This is a genomic window from Paraburkholderia franconis (assembly GCF_009362735.1).
Classification (GTDB): Bacteria; Pseudomonadota; Gammaproteobacteria; order Burkholderiales; family Burkholderiaceae; genus Paraburkholderia; species Paraburkholderia franconis.
In genome coordinates this window covers 33,804-58,126 of record NZ_WHNP01000047.1, presented here as the reverse complement: position 1 = coordinate 58,126, position 24,323 = coordinate 33,804, and the positions used below count along the sequence as shown (strand labels likewise).

Annotated in this window: 20 protein-coding genes; 15 read left to right on the top strand and 5 right to left on the bottom strand. The window is 60.4% G+C overall.

Going from position 1 to position 24,323, the window contains the following annotated elements; translation table 11 throughout:
* A partial coding sequence (locus tag GCT13_RS33530) for a type II secretion system protein N (protein ID WP_152765738.1) occupies positions 1-287 on the top strand: 287 nt, incomplete at its 5' end.
* 356 nt (positions 288-643) lie between these two features.
* On the opposite strand, the gene GCT13_RS33525 is transcribed toward GCT13_RS33530, so the two are convergent.
* The 5 genes from GCT13_RS33525 to GCT13_RS33505 all read right to left on the bottom strand — a co-directional run bounded on the left by GCT13_RS33525 (position 644) and on the right by GCT13_RS33505 (position 7,755).
* Positions 644-1,432 (bottom strand): TonB family protein, encoded by a 789-nt coding sequence (locus GCT13_RS33525; RefSeq protein ID WP_152765736.1) that lies wholly within the window; start codon positions 1,430-1,432, stop codon positions 644-646.
* 1 nt (position 1,433) lies between these two features.
* Positions 1,434-1,835 (bottom strand): ExbD/TolR family protein, encoded by a 402-nt coding sequence (locus GCT13_RS33520; RefSeq protein WP_321574791.1) that lies wholly within the window; start codon positions 1,833-1,835, stop codon positions 1,434-1,436.
* A 1-nt stretch (position 1,836) separates the two neighbouring features.
* Positions 1,837-2,535, bottom strand: coding sequence for a MotA/TolQ/ExbB proton channel family protein (locus GCT13_RS33515; protein ID WP_152765731.1), 699 nt, complete (start codon positions 2,533-2,535; stop codon positions 1,837-1,839).
* A gap of 12 nt (positions 2,536-2,547) precedes the next feature.
* A complete protein-coding gene (locus GCT13_RS33510) occupies positions 2,548-4,656 on the bottom strand; it encodes a TonB-dependent receptor (protein ID WP_321574790.1) in 2,109 nt (702 codons plus the stop codon).
* A gap of 309 nt (positions 4,657-4,965) precedes the next feature.
* Positions 4,966-7,755, bottom strand: a complete 2,790-nt coding sequence (locus GCT13_RS33505) for a bifunctional YncE family protein/alkaline phosphatase family protein (RefSeq protein ID WP_227747136.1) — start codon at positions 7,753-7,755, stop codon at positions 4,966-4,968.
* Positions 7,756-9,446: 1,691 nt separating this feature from the next.
* Between GCT13_RS33505 and GCT13_RS33500 the strand changes: the two genes are divergently transcribed.
* The 14 genes from GCT13_RS33500 to GCT13_RS48660 all read left to right on the top strand — a co-directional run bounded on the left by GCT13_RS33500 (position 9,447) and on the right by GCT13_RS48660 (position 24,269).
* Complete coding sequence (locus GCT13_RS33500; protein WP_152765760.1) at positions 9,447-10,736, top strand: quaternary amine ABC transporter ATP-binding protein; 1,290 nt, start codon at positions 9,447-9,449, stop codon at positions 10,734-10,736.
* Positions 10,733-11,614: an ABC transporter permease gene (locus GCT13_RS33495; RefSeq protein WP_152765725.1), complete on the top strand. Its 882-nt coding sequence runs from the start codon at positions 10,733-10,735 to the stop codon at positions 11,612-11,614. The genes GCT13_RS33500 and GCT13_RS33495 overlap by 4 nt, the downstream gene beginning before the upstream one ends.
* A 70-nt stretch (positions 11,615-11,684) precedes the next feature.
* A complete protein-coding gene (locus GCT13_RS33490; RefSeq protein WP_152765722.1) occupies positions 11,685-12,566 on the top strand; it encodes a glycine betaine ABC transporter substrate-binding protein in 882 nt (293 codons plus the stop codon).
* 152 nt (positions 12,567-12,718) lie between these two features.
* Positions 12,719-14,014 carry a serine hydroxymethyltransferase gene (gene glyA, locus GCT13_RS33485; RefSeq protein ID WP_321574793.1) on the top strand — a complete coding sequence of 432 codons (1,296 nt, stop codon included), beginning with the start codon at positions 12,719-12,721 and terminating at the stop codon, positions 14,012-14,014.
* 43 nt (positions 14,015-14,057) lie between these two features.
* Positions 14,058-14,945 carry a dihydrodipicolinate synthase family protein gene (locus tag GCT13_RS33480; protein ID WP_152765719.1) on the top strand — a complete coding sequence of 296 codons (888 nt, stop codon included), beginning with the start codon at positions 14,058-14,060 and terminating at the stop codon, positions 14,943-14,945.
* 5 nt (positions 14,946-14,950) lie between these two features.
* Positions 14,951-16,282 (top strand): NAD(P)/FAD-dependent oxidoreductase, encoded by a 1,332-nt coding sequence (locus GCT13_RS33475; protein WP_152765716.1) that lies wholly within the window; start codon positions 14,951-14,953, stop codon positions 16,280-16,282.
* Positions 16,283-16,299: 17 nt separating this feature from the next.
* Positions 16,300-17,793, top strand: coding sequence for an aldehyde dehydrogenase (locus GCT13_RS33470; protein WP_152765712.1), 1,494 nt, complete (start codon positions 16,300-16,302; stop codon positions 17,791-17,793).
* A gap of 101 nt (positions 17,794-17,894) precedes the next feature.
* A complete protein-coding gene (locus GCT13_RS33465) occupies positions 17,895-18,665 on the top strand; it encodes a pyrroline-5-carboxylate reductase (RefSeq protein ID WP_152765709.1) in 771 nt (256 codons plus the stop codon).
* A gap of 197 nt (positions 18,666-18,862) precedes the next feature.
* Positions 18,863-19,864, top strand: coding sequence for a LysR substrate-binding domain-containing protein (locus GCT13_RS33460; RefSeq protein WP_152765752.1), 1,002 nt, complete (start codon positions 18,863-18,865; stop codon positions 19,862-19,864).
* A gap of 100 nt (positions 19,865-19,964) precedes the next feature.
* Complete coding sequence (locus tag GCT13_RS33455; RefSeq protein ID WP_152765707.1) at positions 19,965-20,999, top strand: GlxA family transcriptional regulator; 1,035 nt, start codon at positions 19,965-19,967, stop codon at positions 20,997-20,999.
* Positions 21,000-21,120: 121 nt separating this feature from the next.
* A complete protein-coding gene (locus GCT13_RS33450; RefSeq protein ID WP_152765749.1) occupies positions 21,121-21,540 on the top strand; it encodes a cupin domain-containing protein in 420 nt (139 codons plus the stop codon).
* Positions 21,541-21,545: 5 nt separating this feature from the next.
* Positions 21,546-22,475: a LysR substrate-binding domain-containing protein gene (locus GCT13_RS33445; RefSeq protein ID WP_152765704.1), complete on the top strand. Its 930-nt coding sequence runs from the start codon at positions 21,546-21,548 to the stop codon at positions 22,473-22,475.
* A gap of 95 nt (positions 22,476-22,570) precedes the next feature.
* Positions 22,571-23,929 (top strand): pyridoxal phosphate-dependent decarboxylase family protein, encoded by a 1,359-nt coding sequence (locus GCT13_RS33440; protein WP_227747133.1) that lies wholly within the window; start codon positions 22,571-22,573, stop codon positions 23,927-23,929.
* Positions 23,871-24,269, top strand: coding sequence for a hypothetical protein (locus GCT13_RS48660; protein WP_193727822.1), 399 nt, complete (start codon positions 23,871-23,873; stop codon positions 24,267-24,269). Before GCT13_RS33440 ends, GCT13_RS48660 begins: the two co-directional genes overlap by 59 nt.
* Positions 24,270-24,323: the final 54 nt, after the last annotated feature.

Sequence of the window (24,323 nt, the reverse complement as noted above, 5' to 3'; positions counted from 1 at the left end):
CGCCTGTTTCGACGGAGCAGGCGGCGACGCTGTTCGGCGGCCAGCTCACGCGCACCGCGAACCAGGACATCCACCTGTCGGGCATTCTCGCGCTGGGCGAGGGCGCCGCGGCGATCGTCAGCACGGGCGGCGAGCCGCCGCATGCCGTCTCGCTCGGCAGCACGATCATGCAGGGCGCGAAGCTCGCCGAGGTGCGCGCGCGCTCGATCATCATCGATCGCAACGGCGTGCGCTCTGAAGTGTTCCTGCCCGCGAACGCGCCCGGCCCGACCATTTACGTGCGCTGATCTATTCCACTGCTTGCGGCGGCACGATGAAGATGCAGCGCGCCGTGCTGTCGTCAACGCGGCGGCGCGGCCTGCGATGCTTTGGCCGCGTGACACCCGCCGTCACTGCACCAGGTTGTTCAGCTCGATGATCGGCAGCATCACGGCGAGCACGATCACCAGCAGCACGCCACCCATCGCCAGTCAGAATCAGCAATGGTTCGACGCGGCTTGTCGGCAGCGCTGTCGTCACGCGACGCAATGCCATTCGAATTCTTCTCATGCATAGGATGTCGAAGCCGACGTTGTGATCCGCCGACGATCATGCACAGTGGACGACCGCTGTAGTGTTATCGGTTCGATGGACTGGCAATGCGCTATCCCTTGCCGTCGAGCGTGAAGTCGACCCATAGCTGTTCGGGCAGGCTCTTGCCCTCGAGCCCATGTGGCGGAGGCGGGCATGCGGCGTCGCGCACAGCCGCGAGCGCGGCACGGTCGAGCAGGCCCGTGCCGCTGGACGTCACGACGTGGATGTCGGACACCGCGCTGTCGCGATAGACGAACGCGACGAGCGTGCGCCCGGTCGTCCCTTCCATGCGAGCCGATTCCGGATAGCGCAGCGCCGCCTGGATCGCGGCGCGCAGCGCGGCCTCGAAACTCGCGTCGGGGCGGGCCGGAGCGGGGGTGGGACGCGGTGCGGGCGCGGGTTCCGTTGGCGCGGCGCTTTGTGCGGGCTCGGTGTTCGGCGCAGGCGTGGGCGTGGGCGCAGGCGCAGGCGTGGGCGCGGGCGCGGGCGGTGGCACAACCGGCTGCGGTTGCGGCGGCGTCGCGTGCGCGACGCGCGCTTGATGCGCCACTGGAGCGCGAGGCGGAGGCACGGCCGGTTTCGGCACCGGCTTCGACACTTCGCGCGCGGCAATGGGCGCGGGGACGGGCGCCGGAATGGGCGCGGTCTTCGACGCCGCGACCGCAGGCGGCGCCAACGTGATCGTCATCGGCTCGGGCCGTTTCGGCGCAGAGACGTGCGGACGAATCAGCCACGCACCGACGCCCGCGAGCAGCAGCACCTCGACGGCCATCGCGAGCGCAGCCGACACATAGAGCGGCTTGCGCGTGCCGGTGCCGGCATGCGGCGCACGCTGCGCGACAGTGGGCATCGACGACATGTCAGTCCACCTTTCCCGGGTGCGCGGCGAGCGATACCTGCGTAACGCCGGCCGCGCGGCACGCGTCCATCACGCTCATGAGCTTCTGCAACTGCACGTCCTTCGCGCCCGCGATGGTCACGACCGTATGCGCCGGATCGGGGCGCTTCATGAGCAACGTGGTCAGGTCCGCCGTGCTGAGCGTGCGGCCGTCGACCGACACGCTGCCGTCAGTTGCGAGCGTCACCGTCACTTTCGGCGGCGGCAGGCTCTGCGCGCTCGCACTCGACGGCAGTTGCGTGCGCAGGCCCGCGTTCGGAATCATGTGCAGTGTGATCATGATGAAAAACACCAGCATGAAGAACATGATGTCGATCATCGGAATGATCTCGATGCGCGCCTTGCGCGCCTCAAAGTACTTCACGTCATGCTCCCTGCCGCGCGAGCGCGCTGACCACCCCGCGCCGGATTTCGGTTTCTGTTTCCCGCGCGACCTGGGCATCGGCGATGTCGCTCGTCAGTCGATTGACGAGCGCGGTCTTCAGCGTATCGAGTTGATGAACGACGACTCGCACGCGGTTGTGCAGGCCGTTGAAGAACACGAGCCCGATCATCGCGACGAAGAGGCCCGACGCGGTCGCGATCAGCGCCTCGGCGACGCCGCCCGTCACCTGAGTCGGCGCGTTGCCCGGATTCGACAGCACCTGAAACGCGTCGAACATGCCGATGATCGTGCCGAACAGCCCGAGCAGCGGCGCCAGTGTGACGGCGGTATCGAGCACCCACAGAAAGCGGTCGATACGCGGAGCTTCGCGCATCACGGCTTCTTCGAGGCTCGCGGCGAGTGTGTCGCGATCGGCGCGTCCGGCGAGCCGGCTGGCGGTTGCGATCACGCTGCCCGTCGGCAGGCCGTCGTGCCGTTGGGCCCAGGCCGCGAGCGCGCTCGCGTTCAAGGACTTGTGATGGTCCAGTTCGGCAAGCGCCGCGTGCGCGTCGCGCGCGACCCGATGCAGGAACCACAGCCGCTCGATGACGACGGTCAGCGAGACGAACAGCAGCACGGCGATCACATACAGCACGCCGCCCGAATGATGGGCGACGCGAAACAGGATGTCCGTCGACATGATCGATCCTCCTCAAAAATCCGCTCGCAGGGTAACGTAGGCGGCCACCGGCGCGCCGAGATAGGCGCCGACCACGTTGCTGGCGATGTAGTAGCGCTGGTTGGTGACGTTGTCGATGTTCAGATCGACTCCCCAGTGACGCTCCGCGTAACCGAACTGCAGGTTCTCGATCAGAGAGGCAGGCGCCCAGTCGTAGCCGTTGGCGAAGCCGTTCGACATCCGGCTCATGTAATTGATGCCCGCACCCGCATGAAAGCCCGCCCTGCCGAAGAGGCTGAAACGGTACGTCGTCCACAGGTTCGCCATATACGCGGGCACGCCCTGCGGGACGGTACCGACCGCGCCAGGCGTGTCCGGGCTATAAGTGACACGCGCGTGCTGCGCGGTGAAATTCGCGTACACGTGCCAGTTCGGCGTGAGATCCGCGTCGAGCGAGGCCTCGGCGCCGCGCGTGCGCTGCGAATCGAATGCGATCTGATCGTCGCCGAATGGAGTCGCCACGTGTTCCCGCTTCACGTCGAACAGCGCGGTGTTGAGCACGTAGCGCCCGTCGTCGAGCGACCACTTCACGCCTAGCTCGTATTGCAGCGCCGATTCCGGCGGGCCGATGGAAAACGCGTCGTTCTCGGAGTTGAAATTCGCGAGGTAGCTGCGTGATACGCCGAAATACGGTGTCATCCAGGGCGTGACCTTGTACAGCACACCGGCGTTCCAGCTGGTCGGCGCATCGTTGCGCGTATACGTATTGCCCTGAACGAGGGTGATGCCGTCGTTGGCGGTACGGTTCGGCTCGCCCGGGCGTGGGTTCAGCGTCAGCGACGTACCGAACCAGTCCTTGCGAACGCCCGCGCGAATCTTGAACTTGTCCGTCACTTCCACCTGATCGGTCGCGTAAAGGCTGTAGAAGTTCGCGGTCACATGATCGTTCTGGCACGAGTGAGACGGCGCGCACTGGAAGTGCAGGCTTGCGATGGAGGTTTCCAGCGGCACGGGCGCGAAGATGTCGCTGATGTCCGGCAGGTCTGCTGTCGTCTTGTCGGTGTTGAGATCCTGATGCAGGTATTCGAAGCCCGTCAGCAGCGTATGGTGGATGCTGCCCGTCGAGAATTTCCAGACCGGCTCCAGCTGATAGTCGAGCGTGTTGAGCGAATCGTTCTGATCGCGCAGCTGGCGGCCGGTAAATGTGTTGCCCTTGATCTTCGCGTGTGTGCTGTCGCCGTTGCTGTAGAAGTCCAGCGTGTGATGCATGTACGACAGACGATTGTTGATCGTCAGATAGTCGCTGATGCGCCACTCGTCCGTGAGCGTGGCGCGTACGTAGTTGCCGTGCGCGTTCGCGAACGGCGTCGAATACTTGGCGTCGAACGGAACATTATGGATCGGCGCCCCATTGTGATAGATGATCCCGTATGAGTCGGGCGTTGCCATGTAGTCCTGCGCGTCGATCGAAAATTCGATCTTGTGATCGCCGATCTTCCATTGCAGATCGGGACGGATTTCCTTGTTCCACGATGCCAGGTCGCGGTAGCCATCGGAGCGGCCGGCGGCAGCGTCGACGCGATAGTTCAGTCCGTCGATGCCGGTTGGACCGGTGACGTAGCCACTGGCGTTGACGGTGCCGAACGAGCCGGCCTGGATATCGCCGCCCCAGTGGAACTGCGCCGACGGCGTGTAGTGGATCAGGTTTATCGAGCCGCCCGGAGGGCCGCTGCCGAGCAGCGCCGACCCGGGTCCCTTGAGCACTTCAATGCGCTCGACGCCCAGCAGCGAATGCGTCGGGCCGTTGACCTGGTCGCCGTCCGAGAAGCCGTCGTCATAGGTCTGCGCCTGCAGGCCGCGGATCATGAAGTGATCGGTGAAGCCTTTCGAATCGGTGCCGCCATAGTTCACGCCGGACACGTTGCCTTTACGGATTGCTTCCTGCAACGACGTGACGCCTTGCTCGTCGAGAATGCCGCGCGGAATGACCTCCACGCTCATCGGCAGATCGCCGAGCGCGGTGCCCGTCTTGCTGATGCCCGGCACCTGGTACGGGTCGTTGACGTTGTGGTCGGGCGCGCTCGCGGTCGTCGCGGCGTTGACGGAGACCTCGCCGAGCGAGCCCGCGGGTTGCAGCTGCACGGCTTGCGTCTGTTGAGCTTGTGCCTGCTGAGGCTGCCCTTGTTGAGCTTGTGGTGTTTGTTGAGCTTTCGCTACGTGGGCGAATGAGAAAGCGGCAAATAGCGCCGATACGGCAATTGCGGTTCTTGATCGGGGGACGTTTGCTGGCATCACGCTGTGCTGGTTATTGTCGTGTGCGGATAGGGAAAACCCGGCGGGCGGCCGTCCTTTGGGAGACAGCCACCCGCCGTCGCTGACTACTGCGCATCACGCGCATCAGGCCACGCGAGCCTGCCCGATGCGCTCGAACAGAACGACGCGACTACTTGCTCAATCGTCGTCGTCGTCGACAGAAGCGACCGTCTTCGAGCCGTCGGCCGCGACCTTCGAGTAGATCGAGTGCGGCACGGGATACGGCTTGTCACCCATCACACCCTTCCACTGCACACGGTTGAACAGCTCCGGCGGAATACGATCTTCCCTGGAGAAGTCGAAGTCCTTCGTCGCGTTCGCCCAGTACGTCGCGTCATGCAGCGGATGAATGTCCTCGCCCTGGGCAAACTGGTTGCCGTCGGTGCTGCTCGCGACGTTGCCCACGTTCGTGCCCTTCAGGATCGTCGAAGCAACGGCCGTGTAGGTCCACGAGCCGTCCGACTTCGTGTCGAACAGGTCGGCCATCGGCTTGGCGTACGCCGTGTTCAGGTCCATGTGCTGGGTACCGAGCAGATCTTCCATGGTACGGAGCGCGTTGACCTGGCTGTAGGCGGTGCTGACGATGGCGTGCTTCTTCACGTACGCGCCGACGACGTAAGCCGTCGAGCGGTGCGAGTCGACGTGATCCGAACCGGCTTGCGAGTCGTCCTCGATCACCACGATCACCGTGTCCTTCGCGTACGGGCTGTGCGCGACCGTCTCGACCAGCTTGCCGACTGCGAAGTCGTTATCCGCTTCTTCCTGCTCGGCCGAACCCATCTGGCCGACGTTCTGCGCAAAGCTGCCCGTGTGATCGGAACCCATGCGGACGAACTCAAACGACGGGAGCTGGCCGATCGCGACGTACTGCTGGAACTCGCGGTTCCATTCGAGTTCGCGGAACGTGTCCGGATAGGCCTGATCGAAGCCGCGGTAGTACTGGTCCGTCAGGTTCACGAGCGACGGCTTGAGCGGATGAGCCTGGACGTTGTTGGCACCGGCCGGGTTGAGCAGCGGGTTGGCGATCGTGCCGATCGTGCCGACGTTGTTGACCATGCCGCCGTAGTTGCGGACCGAACCGCCTGCCTGCAGAACCGCGTCGTAGATGCTCGCCTTCTGATAGCCGAACGGCGCATCCGGCACGGTCACATCGGCGATGCCCGGCAGCGCGTTGGCCGTGCCGCCCGGCAGCGACGACGTCGCGCTGGTGAAATTACCGTTCACCGCCGCGTCGCGCATCGCGGTTGTCGCGAGGCCGACGGGCACACCGCGGTTGCTGCCTTCGGATTCATACGACATGCCACGGGTGACGCCAGCGTAGTTCTCCTGTTGCGAAACTTCCTCGGTCGGCGTGACGTGCGCGTGCTGCACCCAAGACCAGCCGTCCATCGAACCGTCGCCCGGGTCGGTGAAGTTGTCGAGCGTGACAAAGGTGTTCGAGATGTTGTGGAAGTTCGGCGTGGTGGCCTTGCCGTACATCGTCAGCGACGGATCGCCGTTCGAGCCGTTGCCGAGATCGCCGAGGATCTGGTCGAACGTACGGTTCTCCTTCACGACGTAGATCACGTGCCTGATGTGAGCGCGCAGGAAGTTCATCGTCTCGCGATCGCTATCCGACACCTTCACCGAATAGTGATTGTTTTCGTTCACCTGGCTGGTCAGACGGTCGAGCGAATCGCCCGACGGGACGGGGGCGCTGACGAGGCTGCTCTGCTCGAGGCCGAACTGGTACTGGGCCGTCGTGCCGGACGTATAGAGCGGGTTCGGGCCGGTGTTCGACTTGCCGTTGATGATGTACATCTGCGAGCCATCGGCGCTCAGCGTGATGTCCTTCGGCGCATACGCCGTCGGGATCAGGCCGTTGACGTGATAGCCGTTGTTGCCGTCGAGCGAGATCACCGCGATCGAGTTGTCGCCGTTGTTGACGGCATACAGCGTCTTGCCGTCCTTCGAAACGGTCACGTTGACCGTATCGCGGCCGCTGTACTTCTTGTTGTTGCCGCTGCCCTGGTCGTTTCCGTCGCCGTTCTGGCTGGCGATGTCGATTGTCTTCTCGACCCTGTGGCTGGCGGTATCGATGACGGCGATCTGGTCGGCGTTCGACACGGCGACGTAGAGCTTCGACTGATCAGGCGAGAGGGTCATGCCATAGGCGTTGCCCTTGACCGGGATGCGCGTGACGAATTGCGGCGCAGCCGGATTCGACAGGTTCAGCACCACGACTTCACGGTCACGCACCGACGAGATGAACGCGGTGCCGTCGGCCTTCAGCGAAACCGCCCAGGGATATTCGCCACCGGCAGCGCCTTGCTGGCCCGACGTGTTGAACGGACGCAGGTCGTATTCCGACGTGAGCGTGTTCGAGGCCGTGTCGATGATGGAGATCGAATCGTTGTAGTTGTTGGCTACGACGAGCGTCCGGCCGTCAGCGGAGACTGCGAGGCCGCCGGCGTTCGGCTTCACGCCCGAACCGATACCCTTCGAGTGGTTCAGCGCGATGGCCGCGGACTGGGCCCATTGGGCCGAAGGCGCAGCCGAAGCGCGGCTGTACACATAGACCTTGTCGTCGGCGCCGCCCGTGCCGTACAGGGTCTGGTTGCCGTTCCACGCGAGACCATCGAACGCGTTGTTCTGGTGAATCGCTTGCACCAGCTTCGGGTTCGCCTTGTTCGCGCCCGACACGTCGTAGATGAAGATGTACTGCGTCGAATCGGCCTTGTCCAACGTGCCGTTGTTAGCGCCCGTGTAGACCGTGTTGTAGCCAGCGGTGATCACTGCCAGCGTGTTGCCGTCCGGGCTGAGCTGCGACTTGATGGCGCCGCTGACCACCTGGCTCGGCTTGGCCGAAAGTTGCGGGCTCAACAACTGCTGCACTGCGCCCGGAATTGCTTTCGGGGAGATGAACTGCCCGGTCGGCAGCAGTTCCATGTTGCTTTGAGGTGCTGCTACTGCATGAAGCGGGGGGACGAGTATTGAGCCAGTCAGTAATCCTAATGCAATACCAGACTGAATCAGGCTTCGTTTTTTCATTTTCCTATCTCCAGAAGACAATCAGAATTGAAATATTTGCTCCTGAACCGAACCTGCGAGATCTGTTCTGTTACCCCTGATCTGAAATTGGAGCTGTTCGTGCTGAAGTGTTTTTTTCCCTCAGCCAGCAGAATTTATCGTTTGCGCGTGTCAGAGACATGAATCAAAACGCGTTGCCGATAAAGAACGTGGAATAAGTCGTTGTGTAAGCAATTTGTTATTCGCTATTTCGAAAAGTCGATTGGTAAAGGAACGGTGCCCAATCGCGAGATGGCCGCTAACGCACGTGTGCCTCACGAGAACAATGTGTGTCGCGCGTGGATGCGTTGCGTATTTTTTTCTCGCGATGCGGTTCAGCGTGATGTCGTACGGCGACTTTTTGCCGATCGCGTTGCGCCGCCAGGTACGCGGCGATGCGCGGCATCATTAGCAACTGCTCCATCGCACGCACGAGAAGCGCGCGCTCGTCGGTAGCGGAGCGAGATCGAGCATTGCGTGCGGCGCCTTCGTCTTGAACCGGGTGCATTGCGGGCGACAGCAGTCGACCGGAAATGTGACGCTGTCATAAAAGCACAGGCTCTCTTTTTATGGCCGCCGATGACACGGGCATTGCAGATTAATTAGCCGCGGCATTCAATGTCAATGCGAAGCATCTTCAAATTGATTAGATTTTGGGCAAGATCGCGGGATAAGGAAATCGAAATGGCTTTATCTTTACTACGGTCATTGCTTTCTGTCCCTAGCCATCGGTTGCGTGGTTCGCTGGTGCTGGTATTTCCGTTTGAGCCAGCGTAAAAGCTGCTGGGGGGCGAGATGTTCGAACATACGAGTTTCATCGCAGCCTTCGTGCGTTCGATCGGCCAGCGCATCGGATCGCGCCTCTGCCACCAGAGATAGAAACCGCTACCCACCCCAAGTTGCGTGTTGCACGTTCGCGATGTGCGTTGTGACGGCGGTTGCTTGCGTTAGGGCGCGGTCATTGCAGCAAGCTCGTGCGCTGCCAGTGGCCGAGTAGCGGCATCGCCAGCGTGTTGATCTCGCCCGTTGCATTGTCTCGGCCATGCAGAGACGCATCGCATGCGGGCCGCGAGAAGTGTTCTCGTAGACCCTACCTAGGACATTCCCTATGCTGCGGCTTCGATTGCGTGAGAGCTGAAGGGGCGAAAGATCGCCCCCGATGCGTGCAGTCGCCCGCAAATCCGCAGCCAGACTGGCTGTGCGCGAAATTCGTTTTCGCCATCTCTTTTCTACAAGCACTACAGAAGCGCTTTGCATTACCAAAGGTATGGGAAAGTGCCCAGAAAATGTAGCTGGATGAGTCAATTTGGCTTGGTACGCTGCAATCCATGCATTAACCACCGACTAGCGCGACGTCCGGCGCACGAATGTTCTGCATTTTGTGCGCGGAATAGTGACTTGTTTGACTTAAGTGCTTCGCGACGTTTGCCTCCTGCCGATACACCCACAGCTTCGAGATGAAACTGGTCGAGAGTATCCGGCGAGAGCAAACGATGCCTTTAGGTGCAGTGTTTGTGAAGGCTACAGGTCGCGCGCTTCGATTTCTTGAACTTGCCAGTTGGGATGACAGAATGGCCCCAAACCTGACATTCGCGCCGGAAGGCGTGCTCCATCCGGGCGCAATCCAGGCGGAAGATGTTTCCCCGGTAGCGAAATCCATCGCGGTCTCCGGGACCGATATCCTCACGGTCCGGAACCTGTCGAAGATCTTCGGACCAAAACCCGAGCGCGCCGCTGAGCTCGTAAAGCAAGGCCTCGGACGGAATGAAATTTTCGATCAGACCGGCAACATGGTGGCCGTCAATGACGTCAGTCTCAGCGTCAAGGCGGGTGAGATCTTCGTCGTCATGGGCCTCTCGGGTTCAGGCAAGTCGACGCTGGTTCGACTGCTCAATCGCCTGATCGAACCCACTTCCGGCCAGGTCGTTCTCGAAGGCCGCGACATCGCCCCCATGTCCACAACGGAACTGCGCGAAGTCCGCCGCAAGAAGATGGCGATGGTGTTCCAGTCGTTTGCGCTTCTGCCGAACCGCACGGTGCTCGACAACATCGCGTATGGACTGGAGGTCGCTGGCCTGAAGAAGACGGAGCGATACGACATCGCACGTTCCGCGCTGACGCGAGTCGGTCTGGGCTCGTACGAAAAGCTGCTCCCCAGCGAATTGTCTGGCGGCATGCAGCAGCGTGTCGGCCTTGCGCGCGCGCTTGCAGTGAACCCTTCGGTGCTTCTGATGGACGAGGCGTTCTCGGCACTGGACCCGCTGATCCGGTTCGAAATGCAGAACGAGCTTTTGCGGCTTCAGAAGGAAGAGCAGCGGACCATCGTCTTCATTTCGCACGATATCGAAGAAGCCATCAAGATCGGCGGCCGGATCGGCATCATGAAAGATGGCTGCCTGATTCAGGTCGGCACACCTGCCGAGCTTATCCAGTCGCCTGCCGATTCGTACGTGCGGGACTTCTTCCGCAACGTCGACGTTTCGCGGTTTCTCAAAGCTTCGAGTCTCATGACGCAAGTCGACCGTGGGCTGATTTCCTGTGACATCGGCACATCTGCTGAACGCTACCTCAATCAGCTTATCGATAGCGGCGTCGAGTGCGGCTATGTGTGCGACGACGCAGGTCGGTATCAAGGCTGTGTCACGCCCGCATCGCTGCACAAGGCGGGCACGCACCCTGTCCGGGACGCGTTGCTCCATGACGTGAATGCCGTTTCGCTGGATGCGGATTTGCACGAGCTGGCTGCCATCGCGTTGAGCCAGGAACACGATGTCCCCGTCACTGATACAGCCGGACAACTCGCAGGCGTAGTGTCCTGCCGGACGATACTCAAGCAGGTTATGGAGCGGAGAGCAGCATGAATTCGTCAGTCATCGGAAAGTTTGCGGAAAATGCAGTCAATTTTCTCTTTCAGCATTTTCGCGGCGGCTTCGACGCCTTCTCTGCCGCACTGGGTGCGGTAGTCAAGCTGCTGGAGGATGGGCTGGCGTCCATTCCGTTCATTGCCATGCTCATCATCCTCATGGCGTTCGCGTTGTGGCGACGCGGTGTCGTGTTCTCGGCCTTCGTCGGCGTTGCTCTTCTGGCCATTCACTACATGGGCCTGTGGGCACAAACGGTCTCCACGCTGGCGCTCGTGATTGCGGCGACGTTCTTCAGTCTGGTCATCGGCGTGCCGCTTGGCATCTGGGGCGCGCGAAACAAACGGGTGGAGGTGGTGCTGCGCTCGCTGCTCGATTTCATGCAGACGATGCCCGCATTCGTCTATCTGATTCCGGCCGTCATCCTGTTCGGGCTGGGCCGTGTTCCGGCAGTGATTGCGACCATCGTGTTCGCGATGCCGCCCGTCGTGCGCCTCACGACGCTGGGCATCAAGCAAGTGCGCGAGGAGTTGCTGGAAGCAGGCCGCTCGTTCGGCAGCACCGATTCGCAGCTTCTCTGGAAGATCCAGTTGCCGAATGCACTTCCGTCGATCATGGCAGGCGTGAATCAGACCATCATGATGGCGCTTTCGATGGTCGTGGTCGCATCGATGATTGGTGCCGGTGGTCTCGGCGAATATGTGTTGAGCGGCATTCAGCGCCTCGACATCGGGATTGGTTTCGAGGGCGGCCTCGGTGTTGTGTTGCTCGCCATCGTGCTTGACCGGCTGACGGAGAGTTTCGGTGTGAAGGCAAAGAAAGCCAAACCCGGCGCACGCACGGCAAAGACCGGTCCACGTGCCGCAGCACGAACCTGAATGACGAATTTGTAGGCATCACGGCGGCCGTCAATTTTTAACTAATCCGATAATCAAGTAGGAGTGCTATATGAAGCGCAATCTATTCAAATCGCTGGTTGCGAACCTGGCGGTGTCGACGGTCGTTGCCATGAGTGTCGGTGTTGGCTCCGCCGTCGCGGCCGAACCGATCAAGATGGCAGTCACAAACTGGGCAGACGTTCTGGCCGTAGCCAATGTCGCCAAGTACGTTCTCGAGAACAATCTCAAGCAGCCGGTGCAGTTCGTGCAGGCCGATATTGGCATCCAGTACCAGGGCGTGGCACGAGGCGATCTGGACATCATGGTGGGCGGGTGGCTGCCTGTGACTCACGCAGCGTATTACGCGCGATACAAGAACGATATGGATGACGTCGGCGTAATCTATACGGGCGGCAAGAACGGTTGGGCAGTGCCGGCATACATACCCGAGTCGCAGGTTGCTTCGATTTCCGACCTGGAAAAGCCTGACGTCAAGAGCAAGCTGAACGGCACCATTCAGGGCATCGAGCCCGGCGGCGGTCTGATGCAGGCGTCCGAAAAGACACTCAAGGCCTACGACCTGAACGGCTACAACCTGCAATCGTCGAGCGAAGCCGGCATGCTCGCAGGCGTTTCGCGCGCTTATCAGTCGAAGCAATGGATTGTCGCCACTGTCTGGAGCCCTCACTGGCTCTTCCAGAAATGGCAGATGCGCTACCTCAAGGACCCCAAGGGCACGCTCGGTGGTGAGGAACAGGTTCACGCCTTCGCATCGAAACAGTTCGCGAGCAAGTTTCCCCGCGCAGACGTTTTCTTCAAGCATTTCAAGCTGACGCTCGCCGACGTCGAATCCATCGAGTACGAGGGTAATTCCACGAACGACTATGCGACAGCAGCGAAGAAATTCGTCGACGCACACCCGGACAAGGTGAAGGCCTGGTTGCAGCAGTAAGTCGAAGATGGACTCGCCGTGAATGGATGCAGCGCATCTCGTTCACGGCGAGTCGAGCTCGCGGTTACCCGACGGGTAATCGCGAACGCTGCATCGCGTCAACAGATGGTCTTGCAAGACATGCTTTAAATGATTTCATCCGGAGTGACCACGTGAACGAGAACTCACGCTTTTTTGCCGAAACCCTCCAGAGCCGTGACCCCGTTATCGCATCAGAGATTGCGTTGGAGTTGCGCCGCCAGCAAACGCAAATCGAATTGATTGCGTCAGAAAACATTGTCTCGGCAGCAGTGATGGAAGCACAGGGTACTGTGCTGACCAACAAGTACGCCGAGGGATATCCGTCGAAGCGCTATTACGGCGGATGTGAACACGTGGACAGGGTCGAAGCGCTCGCCATCGATCGCGTCAAAGCCCTGTTCGAAGCCGAATACGCCAACGTGCAACCTCATTCGGGCGCGCAGGCTAACGGCGCTGTGATGCTCGCGCTCGTGAAGCCGGGCGAGACGGTGATGGGCATGTCCCTCGATGCGGGAGGCCACCTGACGCATGGCGCCCGTCCCGCGCTTTCCGGCAAGTGGTTCAACGCCGTCCAATACGGTGTGAGTCCCGACACCTACCGCATCGACTATGAGCAGGTCCGCCGGCTCGCCGAAGAACATCGTCCGAAGCTCATCATCGCGGGGTATTCAGCCTATCCGCGTGCTTTGGACTTTGCGGCTTTCCGCGACATTGCGGATAGCGTAGGCGCGATGTTGATGGTCGACATGGCACACATCGCGGGCATTGTCGCGGCGGGCAGACACGAGAACCCTGTCCCATTCGCCGATGTGGTGACGTCCACCACCCACAAGACGCTGCGCGGACCGCGAGGCGGATTTATCCTCACCAATAACGGCGACATTGCGAAGAAGATCAACTCGGCTGTGTTCCCGGGCTTGCAGGGCGGTCCGCTGATGCACGTCATCGCGGGCAAAGCGGTTGCATTTGGCGAGGCTCTTCGTCCGGAGTTCACCGCTTATATCGACCGCGTGCTGCGTAACGCGCAGGCGCTCGGCGACGTCTTGAAATCGGGCGGCCTAAGCCTGGTGACGGGAGGGACGGATAACCACTTGTTGCTGGTCGATTTGCGCTCGAAGCGCCTGACGGGTACGCAGGCTGAAAAGGCACTGGAGCGTGCCGGTATCACCTGCAATAAAAACGGTATTCCATTCGACACGGAAAACCCGACCGTTACTTCGGGAATCCGGCTCGGCACACCCGCGGGCACGACGCGCGGCTTCGGAACCGAGCAGTTCGAGCAGGTTGGACAGATGATTCTCGAGGTGCTGTCGGCACTCGAACGAGAGCCCGCCGGCGACGAACGGGTCGAGCGCGCAGTGCGTAGCCGTGTGCGCGACGTTTGCAACCAGTTCCCGATTTATTCACATGCGGATGCCCTTGTCTAATTGATGAGGGCGTGTAGCGACCTTTATTGAAGAGAGAACGACGATGAGCTTCGAGGGAGTACATACGCCTCTGGTTACGCCATTCAACGCAGATGGCGAGATTAACCATGATCTGCTCGGCAAGCACGCAGCCAATATCGCGAGTCGTGTCGCGGGCCTTGGCGTCGGCGGGACCACGGGCGAATACTATGCGTTGAGTTTCGACGAACGTGCCCGTACATTCAACACTGTTGCGGAAGCGGCAGGCGGCAAGACGTATCTCACTGCCGGCATCAATGCGACCACGACGAGCGAAGTCATTCGCCTTGGGCAAGAAGCGAAGCGTGCCGGTCTGCCTGCATTGCTGCTTGCTGCTCCGTACTACGCGCAGCCGACGCAGGAAGAACTGTTGAGCCACATGCTGAAAGTGGACGACAGTCTCGACATGCCAATCATGCTTTACAACTTCCCGGCCCGCACGGGGACGGAAATCAGCGATACGGTGCTGGAAAAACTGCTCGAGCGGCCGAACTTTGTCGCAATGAAAGAGAGTACTGGCGACATCTCGCATCTGCATCACCTTGCGACGCACTTCCGCGACAAGCTGGTGCTGAGCTGCGGAATGGACGACCAGGCGCTGGAGTTCTTCGTGTGGGGCGCGAAGAGCTGGGTCGGTGGTGCTTCCAACTTTTTGCCGGAAGCGCACACCGCGCTCTTCGACGCATGCGTGAAGCGGAATGACTTCGAAACCGGCCGCAAGCTGATGGCGCAACTGCTGCCTGTACTCGAACTGCTGGAGCGCAGCGGCAAGTTCATTCAATACGTTCGATACGGATGTGAGCTGGCGGGTATGCCCGTCGGTGTCGCGCGGGCGCCGCTCGGCACGCTCACCGAAGAGGAGCGCAGCGTCTTTGCCACGCTGGTTCAACCTATGTTGCGCAACGCGCAGTAACTTTCATGACCTCGAATCTGGAATTCGTGCGTTTTCCCGCGCCGGATGGCGTGAACGGGTGGTGGGAAAGTCTGCCCCCGCCCCGCCCCGCCGATACCGTGTCGTCTGAAGGACGATTTGACTGGGTCGTCGTCGGCGGTGGCATTACGGGGCTATGCGCTGCCCGACGCCTCGCTGAACTTGCGCCTGATGCCTCGATTGCGCTGGTCGAGGCGGACCGTATAGGGCGCACGACAGCCGGGCGGAATTCCGGATTCTTTGTCGACTTGCCGCACGACATCAGCAGTGAAAGCTACTCGCGAAGTGTGGAAGCGGACAAGGCCGATATCCGGCTGCAACGTCACGGCATCGACTACGTGCGTTCAGTGGTGAAGCAATACGGCATCGACTGCGACTGGCGGGATGACGGCAAGTTTCATGCTTCGGTGAACAAGAAGGGCCATGCGGCACTGGCCCATTTTGCGGAAGGACTCGCTCGTATCGACGAAGACTTTGAATGGCTCGACGAAGCCGCGATCGCGAAAGTCACCGGGACGAAGTTCTATGAGGGCGCACTCTTCACGCCAGGATGCAGCACGGTCCAGCCGGCAGCCCTCATGCGCGGTCTTGCCGCAACGCTGCCGGAAAACGTGAAGGTCTTCGAGATGAGCGCAGTGAAGGCAATAGAGGACCAACGGGTAAACAAGGTCTTGAACTTCGCCGCCGGGAAGATCGTCGCGAAGCGCGTGATTCGCTGTACGAATGCCTATGCGGCGACGTTCGGCGGACATCCGAACGGCCTGTTGCCCGTGTACACATTTGCATCGATGACCCGTGTGATGACGTCGGACGAAGTGCGCAGGCTGGGCGGCACGCGGTCGTGGGCATTGATTCCCGCCGACCCGATGGGCTCGACGATACGGCGTCTGAGTACTGACCGCATCTGCGTTCGCAATCACTTCGCGTTTCGCCCCAGTCTCGAAGTATCGCAGGCTGATCTGGCGAAGGCGAAGAGCCTGCATCAACGCTCGTTTGACCGGCGCTTCCCGATGCTGAAAGACGTCGAGCTCGAGTACACCTGGGGTGGCCCTCTGTGTCTCTCAGTCAACAACGGGGCGCTTTTCGGGCGCCGTAGCGATGGTGTTTTCGAAGCCGTCGGATGCAATGGTCTGGGTCTGAGCAGAGGGTCCGCGTCGGGGAAGCTCATTGCCGAGTACGCGCTCGGTCGCGACAACGACCTCGTTCGTCAGCTTTTGAATCAGCCGCATCCGCGCTCGCTGCCGGTTCGTCCCATTGCCGACGTCGCTGTCACTGCGGCGATCTGGATGAAGGAATTTTCGGCGGGAGCCGAGCTTTAAATCTGTGAGGACAGGACATGACGACCTATCAGGAATGGAAACAGAAAGCAGAAGCCTTGTCGCTCGACGGTCGAGCATTGATCGCCGGGCAACGATGTCCAGCCGCGTCGAACGAGACATTCCAGACCCTGAATCCGTCGACGGGAAAGGTACTGGCCGATATCGCAAAGTGCGATACGAAAGACGTCGACCGGGCAGTCGTGGCGGCGAGAGATGCATTCGAGTCCGGTGTGTGGTCAAAGGCAGCACCGGCTCAGCGAAAGGCAGTGCTATTGAGTCTTGCACAACTGATCGAAGAGAACGCCGATGAACTGGCGCTTCTCGAAGCACTCGAGGCTGGCAAGCCCATTAGCGAGTGCATGGGACTGGACATTCCAGAATCGGCGGCATGTATTCGCTGGCACGCAGAAGTCACCGACAAGCGTTACGACGCGCTGTCACCATCGGGCGCGAGCGTCGTCAGCATGATTACCCGCGAACCGATTGGCGTCGTGGGCGCAGTGCTTCCCTGGAACTTTCCGGCACTCATGCTTGCATGGAAAATCGGCCCGGCGCTTTCTGTCGGCAATAGCGTGATCGTGAAACCTGCCGAGCAGACGTCGCTTTCCACGCTGCGTATCGCCGACCTGGCAGCGGAAGCTGGCGTGCCCGCAGGCGTCTTAAGCGTCGTGACGGGCTTTGGCGAAAGCGCGGGCCAGGCATTGGGCCGGCATGCCGACGTCGACCTCGTTGCGTTTACCGGGTCCACGGAAACGGGAAAGCGATTTCTTCGCTATTCCGCGGACACGAACCTGAAGCGGGTCGTGCTGGAATGCGGCGGCAAGAACCCACAAGTCGTGCTGCCCGACGTCGCGAATCTCGACGCTGTCGCGGAGCAGGCGGTTGCCGCAGCGTTCTGGAATATGGGCGAGAACTGCAGCGCAGGCTCGCGCATCCTGGTTCCTTCAACCTCGAAGGCACAGTTGCTCGAAAAGGTTCGGGCAGTGCTCGAAGGATGGAAGACGGGCGACCCGCTCGATCCTGAAGTCAAGCTCGGCTCTCTGATTGAAGAGAAGCACTATGAAAAGGTGCTTGCTCACATCGAGAAAGCGAAGTCGGAAGGAGCGCGCCTCGTGTGCGGCGGCAAGGCAACACGCACTGAAACGGGTGGATGGTTTGTTGAGCCGACCATCTTCGATAACGTTACGCCGGAGATGAGCATCGCTCGCGAAGAAGTCTTTGGCCCGGTCGTCTGCTTTATCGAATACGCTGACATCGACGAAGCGGTCCGCATTGCCAATGATACCTGCTATGGACTGGCCGCATCTCTGTGGACCGACAACGTCAATAACGCGCACAAGATTGCCGCACGTATCCGCGCGGGTACGGTGACGGTGAACTGCTTTGGCGAAGGCGACCTGTCGACGCCGTTCGGCGGCTTCAAGCAATCGGGCTTTGGCGGCCGGGACAAGTCCGTCTATGCGCACGACCAGTATTGCGAATTGAAGACAACCTGGCTGAACCTCGACTAGGTTCTATCCGACTATTGAAAGCCAATGACAGCCCAGCCTGCCAGGCCTGGCTGTCGTGGCTGCGGTCGAAACTGCTGCACTTCCAACTCAAGTGAGGTTTCATGCGACTAGGTTTCATCGGAACGGGGACCATCACGAAAGCGGTCGTGACGGGTATGTGCAGATTCCGCGTTCCATTCGACGGGATCTCGCTGTCGCCCCGTAATCCGAATACCGCTGCGGAACTCGCGACGCTGGACGAACGGATTCGCGTCTGTGCGAGTAACCAGGAGGTATTGGAGAATTCGGATGTCGTTTGCCTTGCGGTCGTTCCGCAAATCGCCGCAGAAGTTCTGGGCGAACTCGAATTCGACTCGCGTCATCATGTTGTCAGTTTCATTGCTGGCATTCCCATCGCCGAGCTTCATCGCCTTATCCCACAGGTGAACAGGGTCGCGCGTGCAGTCCCGCTGCCAGCGGTCGCTGAAGGCAAGGGAAGTACCGCAATCTGCCCCGCCGATGAAGTCGCGAAAGCCATCTTTTCGCCGCTGGGTGAAGCCGTAGAGGTGGACGACGAACGCAAGTTTGACGCGCTGTCCGCCGTGACAGCGACGATGGCGAGCTTCTATGCGGTTCTCGAAACCCAGGCGGCCTGGCTCGTAGAGCAAGGCCTCGACTACTCCGCGGCGCGAGCTTTTTTGTCTGGCTACTGTGTCGGGCTTGCGCATGACGCAGCCCGCACAGGACAACCGTTTTCAGTCATGGTTACGCAATCCATGACACCGGGCGGCATCAACGAGCAGATGCACACCGAACTCTCTCGCCGAGGTGCATACGGACTGTACAAAGACGCACTCGATGGCGTGCTGAAGCGAGTTCGAGGGGCCGCATAACAGGCGGCCACGAAGAGTAATATGAGGGGGCGGATGGTGATCTGCCCTTGTCAGCCAATTCGAAGACTCGCAAAGTATTTTTGCACGCGAGCTATTCGGCTCGGGCGCGCAGTCTACGCATTGTCACGGGGCAGTGCGCAGCGTTGACCGGGTTGTCTTCGGGCCACCCGGGCGTTTCCGCTTCACAGGTGAAAGCCATGCAAAAGAAACAGGTGTTTGCCGACCGATTACTCGCTCAAATGCCGTCGTTACGGGCGCTGAAATGCTTCGTCACGGCTGCACGGTACGAAAGTTTTACGCAGGCCGCAGAAGTGCTTTGCGTCACGCAGGCGGCAATCAGCCGACAAATCAAGGAGCTCGAAGACTCGCTGGAAGTCGCCCTGTTCGAGCGGACCGGGCGGCACATCGCGCTCACCGACGCGGGGCGCATTCTGTACAACGCGTCCTATCTGTCGATCATGAACATCGCCGAAGCGGCCCAGGCGGTGCGTCGAACCGACAGGCATGCGCTGACGATTTGTGTCTCGCATACTTTCTCGGCGCTATGGCTGTCGTTCAGGCTGCCCTCGTTCCGCAAGCGGTTCCCGGATATCCGATTGCACGTGATGGTGACGGAGCATTTCATGGAGCTCGACGAGCTCATGGAACCCGACGTGATCATCACCAAGAATCCACCGCGTGAGGCGGAGTACGAAGTCGAGCCGCTTTTTCACGACGTCGTATATCCCGTCTGCAGCCGGTCGTTTTACGAGCGCCACTTTCATGGCAGGTCTGTGAAGCCCCTGGATCTTCTATCGCACGCGACGTTGAACCTCTCGTTGTTGGGGCGCGCGCAGATTTGCGAGCATGTCGACTGGTCCGTGTGGCGAAACTGGTTTCAGCAAGGCGATGGCACTGAAAGGATGATCGAAAACGAGCATCTGGAGAGCAACGACTATCGTCTCCTTGTATCGCAAGCCGAAGCGGGTGAGGGCACCTTGCTTGGCTGGCATCATCTCGTCCATCGTCAGGTCGAACAAGGGCTACTGATTCGACCCGTGCAAGATGTGCTCGAATTTCACGACCGTCACCACTATTTGATAACGCATAAGAACGCAAAGCTTCGTCCGGAATATCTTCAGTTCCGTGAATGGCTCGGAGAGGAAGTGGGCGCGATGATGCGCGAATGGCGGAGCGCCGAAACTGAAACGACCAAATAGACTTTGCAGATGTCAGTTGGGAGAGCGCGGGCAGCTTCGTCGTTGGAATCCTGGTCGACTTTTCAAGCGTGACTTTTCGAGCGTTAGTGCAGGCAGTCCCATGTTTAGCGACCTTATCAGCCCCAAAGCCGGTACCACGCGGCCACTCCGCTTTGGAATCGTCCTGTTGCCCAATTTCACCTTGACGGCATTTTCCGGTTTCGTCGATGTACTGAGGCTCGCGAGCGATGAAGGAGACATGAGCAGACCGGTTCGCTGTTCGTGGACCATCGTCGGCGAATCGCTTGTTCCTGTCAGGGCAAGCTGCGGAATTCAGGTCGCGCCCTGGATGACCTTCGAAGAGGCCGGGTCCTTCGATTACGTCGTGGTCGTCGGTGGATTGCTGCACTCGGGACCGTCCGCAAGCAAAGCCACGCTTCAGTTCATTCATGACGCAGCGACAACATCTGCCACGTTGGTCGGAATTTGCACCGGGGTGTTTGCGTTGATGCGAGCCGAAGTGATGGACGGGTATCGCATGTGCGTGAGCTGGTTCCACTACTGGGACTTTGTCGAGCGCTTTCCGGGCGTCGATGAACGCAATCTCGTTGCGGACCGGCTGTTCGTGATCGACCGACGGCGCATTACGTGTTCGGGCGGGCGTGCTTCGATCGATGTTGCCGCGGCCATTCTGTTGCGCCACTTCGAAGCGACGGTCGTACAAAAGGCGCTGCGTATCATGCTCGTCGATGACGCGCAGAAAGGGAATGCGCCTCAGCCACACCCGCCAGGACTCGAACCCGCGACACATCCGAAGGTAAGACGAGCCATCCTGTTGATGGAGCAGCACATTGGGCAGCCATTGAGCCTCGCGGAGTTGGCGCGACGTCTCGAGATGTCGGTCCGGCAGCTTGAGCGTCTCTTTACGTCGGAGACGGGCAAATCACCTCAGGCCTATGCACGCCAGATCCGGATACGGATGGCGTCGTGGCTGCTCACGAGTTCGGACCGTACTGTCGCTGACATTGCCACGTCATGCGGCTTCTCTGACGCTTCGCATCTTGGCCGCGAGTTCAGAAAGGAATTCGGCGAATCACCGAATGCCTATCGTGTCGCGCGACCGCAGGGTCAATCGCAAGTGCTGGCGGATGCGTAGCGCGACGTGGTTCGCGGTTCGGCGTCAAGCGCCGGGACGCTGGAGACAGCGAGCGACCCAGGCACGAGGGCACGAGAAGCAGGATTTCCCCCTTTTGTTCATACATTGGACGTTGAAGAAAATGACAACCGAGCCTATGCGCGACGAAATGGTGTTCTTTAGATTGCACATCAAAGAGGGTCGTCGTTGGTATTCAATCGATGAACGCGACTGGCGGCCAATGAAAATCGGAGAAACGGTGCTTCCGGGTTTCTTCTGGATTCCAGTTGCCGACGACGAGAACGGAGCGTGGAGTAGCTACTGGATGCGTTTGCAACCCGGCGCGCGTTCATTGGAGCATCAGCACGACTCGACGGAGCTGATCTTGATTCTCGATGGTGTGTTCACTGACAACGACGGCACGGATTTTCTTCCCGGGCACACAGTATCGTATCCGGCCGGTTCGCGGCATAGTACATCGTCGAAAGAGGGCTGTACCGTGCTGGTCGTGGCTCACACCGGGTCGACATTAGTTTCCCGTTCGCAGCCCACGCGTACTTGAGCCAAATGAAACCGGCAACCGCGCGGACCAAGGGATACCGGCGGCTCATCCCTTCGGTGACTGCCCTCGTCGAATTCGAGGCGGTCGCACGTCATAGCAGCTTCACGCTGGCAGCCGATGAACTGGGAGTGACTCAAGCGGCAGTCAGTCGGCAGATCAAGTTTCTCGAGGAAACGCTTGGGACCCGGCTCTTCAATCGTCTGCATCGTTCAATCGAACTCACTGATGAAGGCGAGGCTCTGTATCTCGTGATCGCCGAGTCGATGCAGAAGATTGCCGGCGTATTCGACCGGTTATCCAGCGGGCCGGTCCAGCAGGAAGTGGTGCTTGCAGCAACATCGGCCTTCACGCATTTTTGCCTCTTGCCCCGGCTGGCATCGCTGAAGAAGGCACAACCGGATCTTCAGCTTCGCATCTCCACGCAGATGTTCACCGCTGATCTCCGACCCAAGGAGATCGATGTCGCCGTTCGATTCGGCAACGGGCAATGGGGCGATGGTTCCGCAACCCTCCTTTTCGACGAGGAAGTTTTCCCCGTCTGTTCGCCGGAGTGGGTGAAGTCGCGAGGCACGCCAGAATCGCTCCAGGAAGTCGCAAACGCCGCGCTCATCGAGTCCGATGCGACTTCGGAAGGCTGGATGAGGTGGGAAGAATGGTTTCAGGTTTTGGGCTTCAGGCCGGTGCGATTGAACTTTGCGCTACGCTGCAGCCTTTATACGGACGCCATAGAGGCCGCACGCTACGGGCAGGGCATCGCCCTTGGGTGGGGAAAACTGGTACACGGTCTGGTTGAAACGGGTGAACTCGTCCGGCTCCCGGTCGCCTCGTTGAAGGTGAGCGATTCATATTACGTCGTCGTGCCGCACGGGCGTACCATTACGCCTGCAATTGACGGTCTCATCGACTGGCTTCGGCAGGATTCCGCAGTGACGTAACAATCAATGAGCAATCAGATGAGCAATCAAAGAGCCATTCAGCAAATCGCCACGTAAGGGGCTACAAAATGGACGCAAAGACGACGAGCGAAGTCTTGCAAGACGCCGCTCAACGAGCCGTCACTTATTTGCAATCTGTTCGCCATCGGCCGGTGATCGCATCGCCCGAGGACCTGCAACGTCTCGACGAATTGAAACATCCGCTTCCGCGGAGAGGTTTGGATGCACGCGAGGTGTTGCGTCGACTCGATGAGATCGGCTCTCCAGCGACCATCGCTACTGCGGGCGGACGGTACCTCGGTCTGGTCATCGGCGGCGCGCTGCCGGCCACCGTTGCTGCGAACTGGCTGGCTACGGCGTGGGACCAGAACGCCAGCTTTCGGTGGACGTCCCCGATCGCCGCGACGCTAGAGGACGTGTCACTGCAATGGTTGACGGACCTCTTTACGTTGCCGGATGGCATTGGGGGCGCCTTCGTCACGGGCGCCTCGATGGCGAACCTGGCAGCGTTGGCGTCTGCACGCCACGCGCTTCTCGCCCGACAAGGCTGGGACGTGGAAGCGCGAGGGCTCTATGGCGCGCCCGAACTGACGGTGATCGTCAGTGACGAAGTTCACGTGACCGTGTTGAAAGCACTCGCGCTGCTCGGTCTTGGGCGCGAACGTGTGATTCGTGTGCCGACCGATCGCCAGGGACGACTGCAGATCGATCGTCTTCCGGAACTGGATGACGGCACGATTGTTTGCATCCAGGCCGGCAACGTGAACACCGGCAACTTCGATCCTGCGGCGGAGGTCTGTCGCCGGGCCAGGGAAGCCGGCGCATGGGTGCATGTCGATGGCGCCTTTGGTCTGTGGGCGCTTTCGAGTCCTCGCCTCGCCGCATTGACCGAGGGGCTGAACGAGGCTGATTCATGGGCGACGGACGCGCACAAATGGCTCAACGTTCCCTATGACAGCGGTATTGTCCTTGTTCGCAAGCCGGCTGATCTCCATGCGGCGATGTCGGCCAGCGCCGCGTATCTGGGCGAGGGTATCGAAGGCGATCGTGAACCGTCGCACTACACACCCGAATCGTCGAGGCGAGCGCGCGGCGTCGAGGTATGGACTGCGCTTCTGAATCTCGGCCGCGACGGCATCGAAGATCTCATCGACAGGTCATGCCGTCATGCCCGAGCGTTCGCTCAAGGTCTCGCAGAGCATGGGTTCGAGATACTCAACGAGGTTGTGCTGAATCAGGTGCTCGTGTCGTTCGGATCGCCTGAAGTCACGCAAGCCGTGATCGGCCGTCTTCAGGCCGAGGGCGTCTGCTGGTGCGGCGCAACGATGTGGCAGGGTCGCAAAGCCATGCGCATCAGCGTTTCGAACTGGGCCACTACGGATGCGGATGTGCGACTTGGCATCGAGGCGATGCTTCGCGCGGCGGGGCAATCTGGACCAGAGCCGTCGGCGTAATCGCAGCGGCACGCCAAGGACATGTTGCGAAGCGACCGGCACGACTGGCTATCACATCGACCTGCCCTTCGAAGGGGACGCCGCCGACTTCACGCGACGACTGGACTCGCATGCGGCTGATCTTCGCGTAGAGGTTGCCGAGCGCCGGGAGGTCGGGCTGATTGTGCTGGAGCGCGTGCACATAGCATTTCGTCGCGTCCTCGATGAACTCCTTGTAGAGTTCCTGCCGCCGGATGCGATCATGCGCTCGCCATTCCGCGCGAACCTGAGTGCGTTGGGTCAGCCATGTGGCAAGAACCGAAGTCAGGCCGCCGATTGCGGCGCCAACCAGCGCGGCTAGCGCGGAGACGACCGATGCGTTCATGGGCATCCTCTCATTGCCGATCACGAGCCT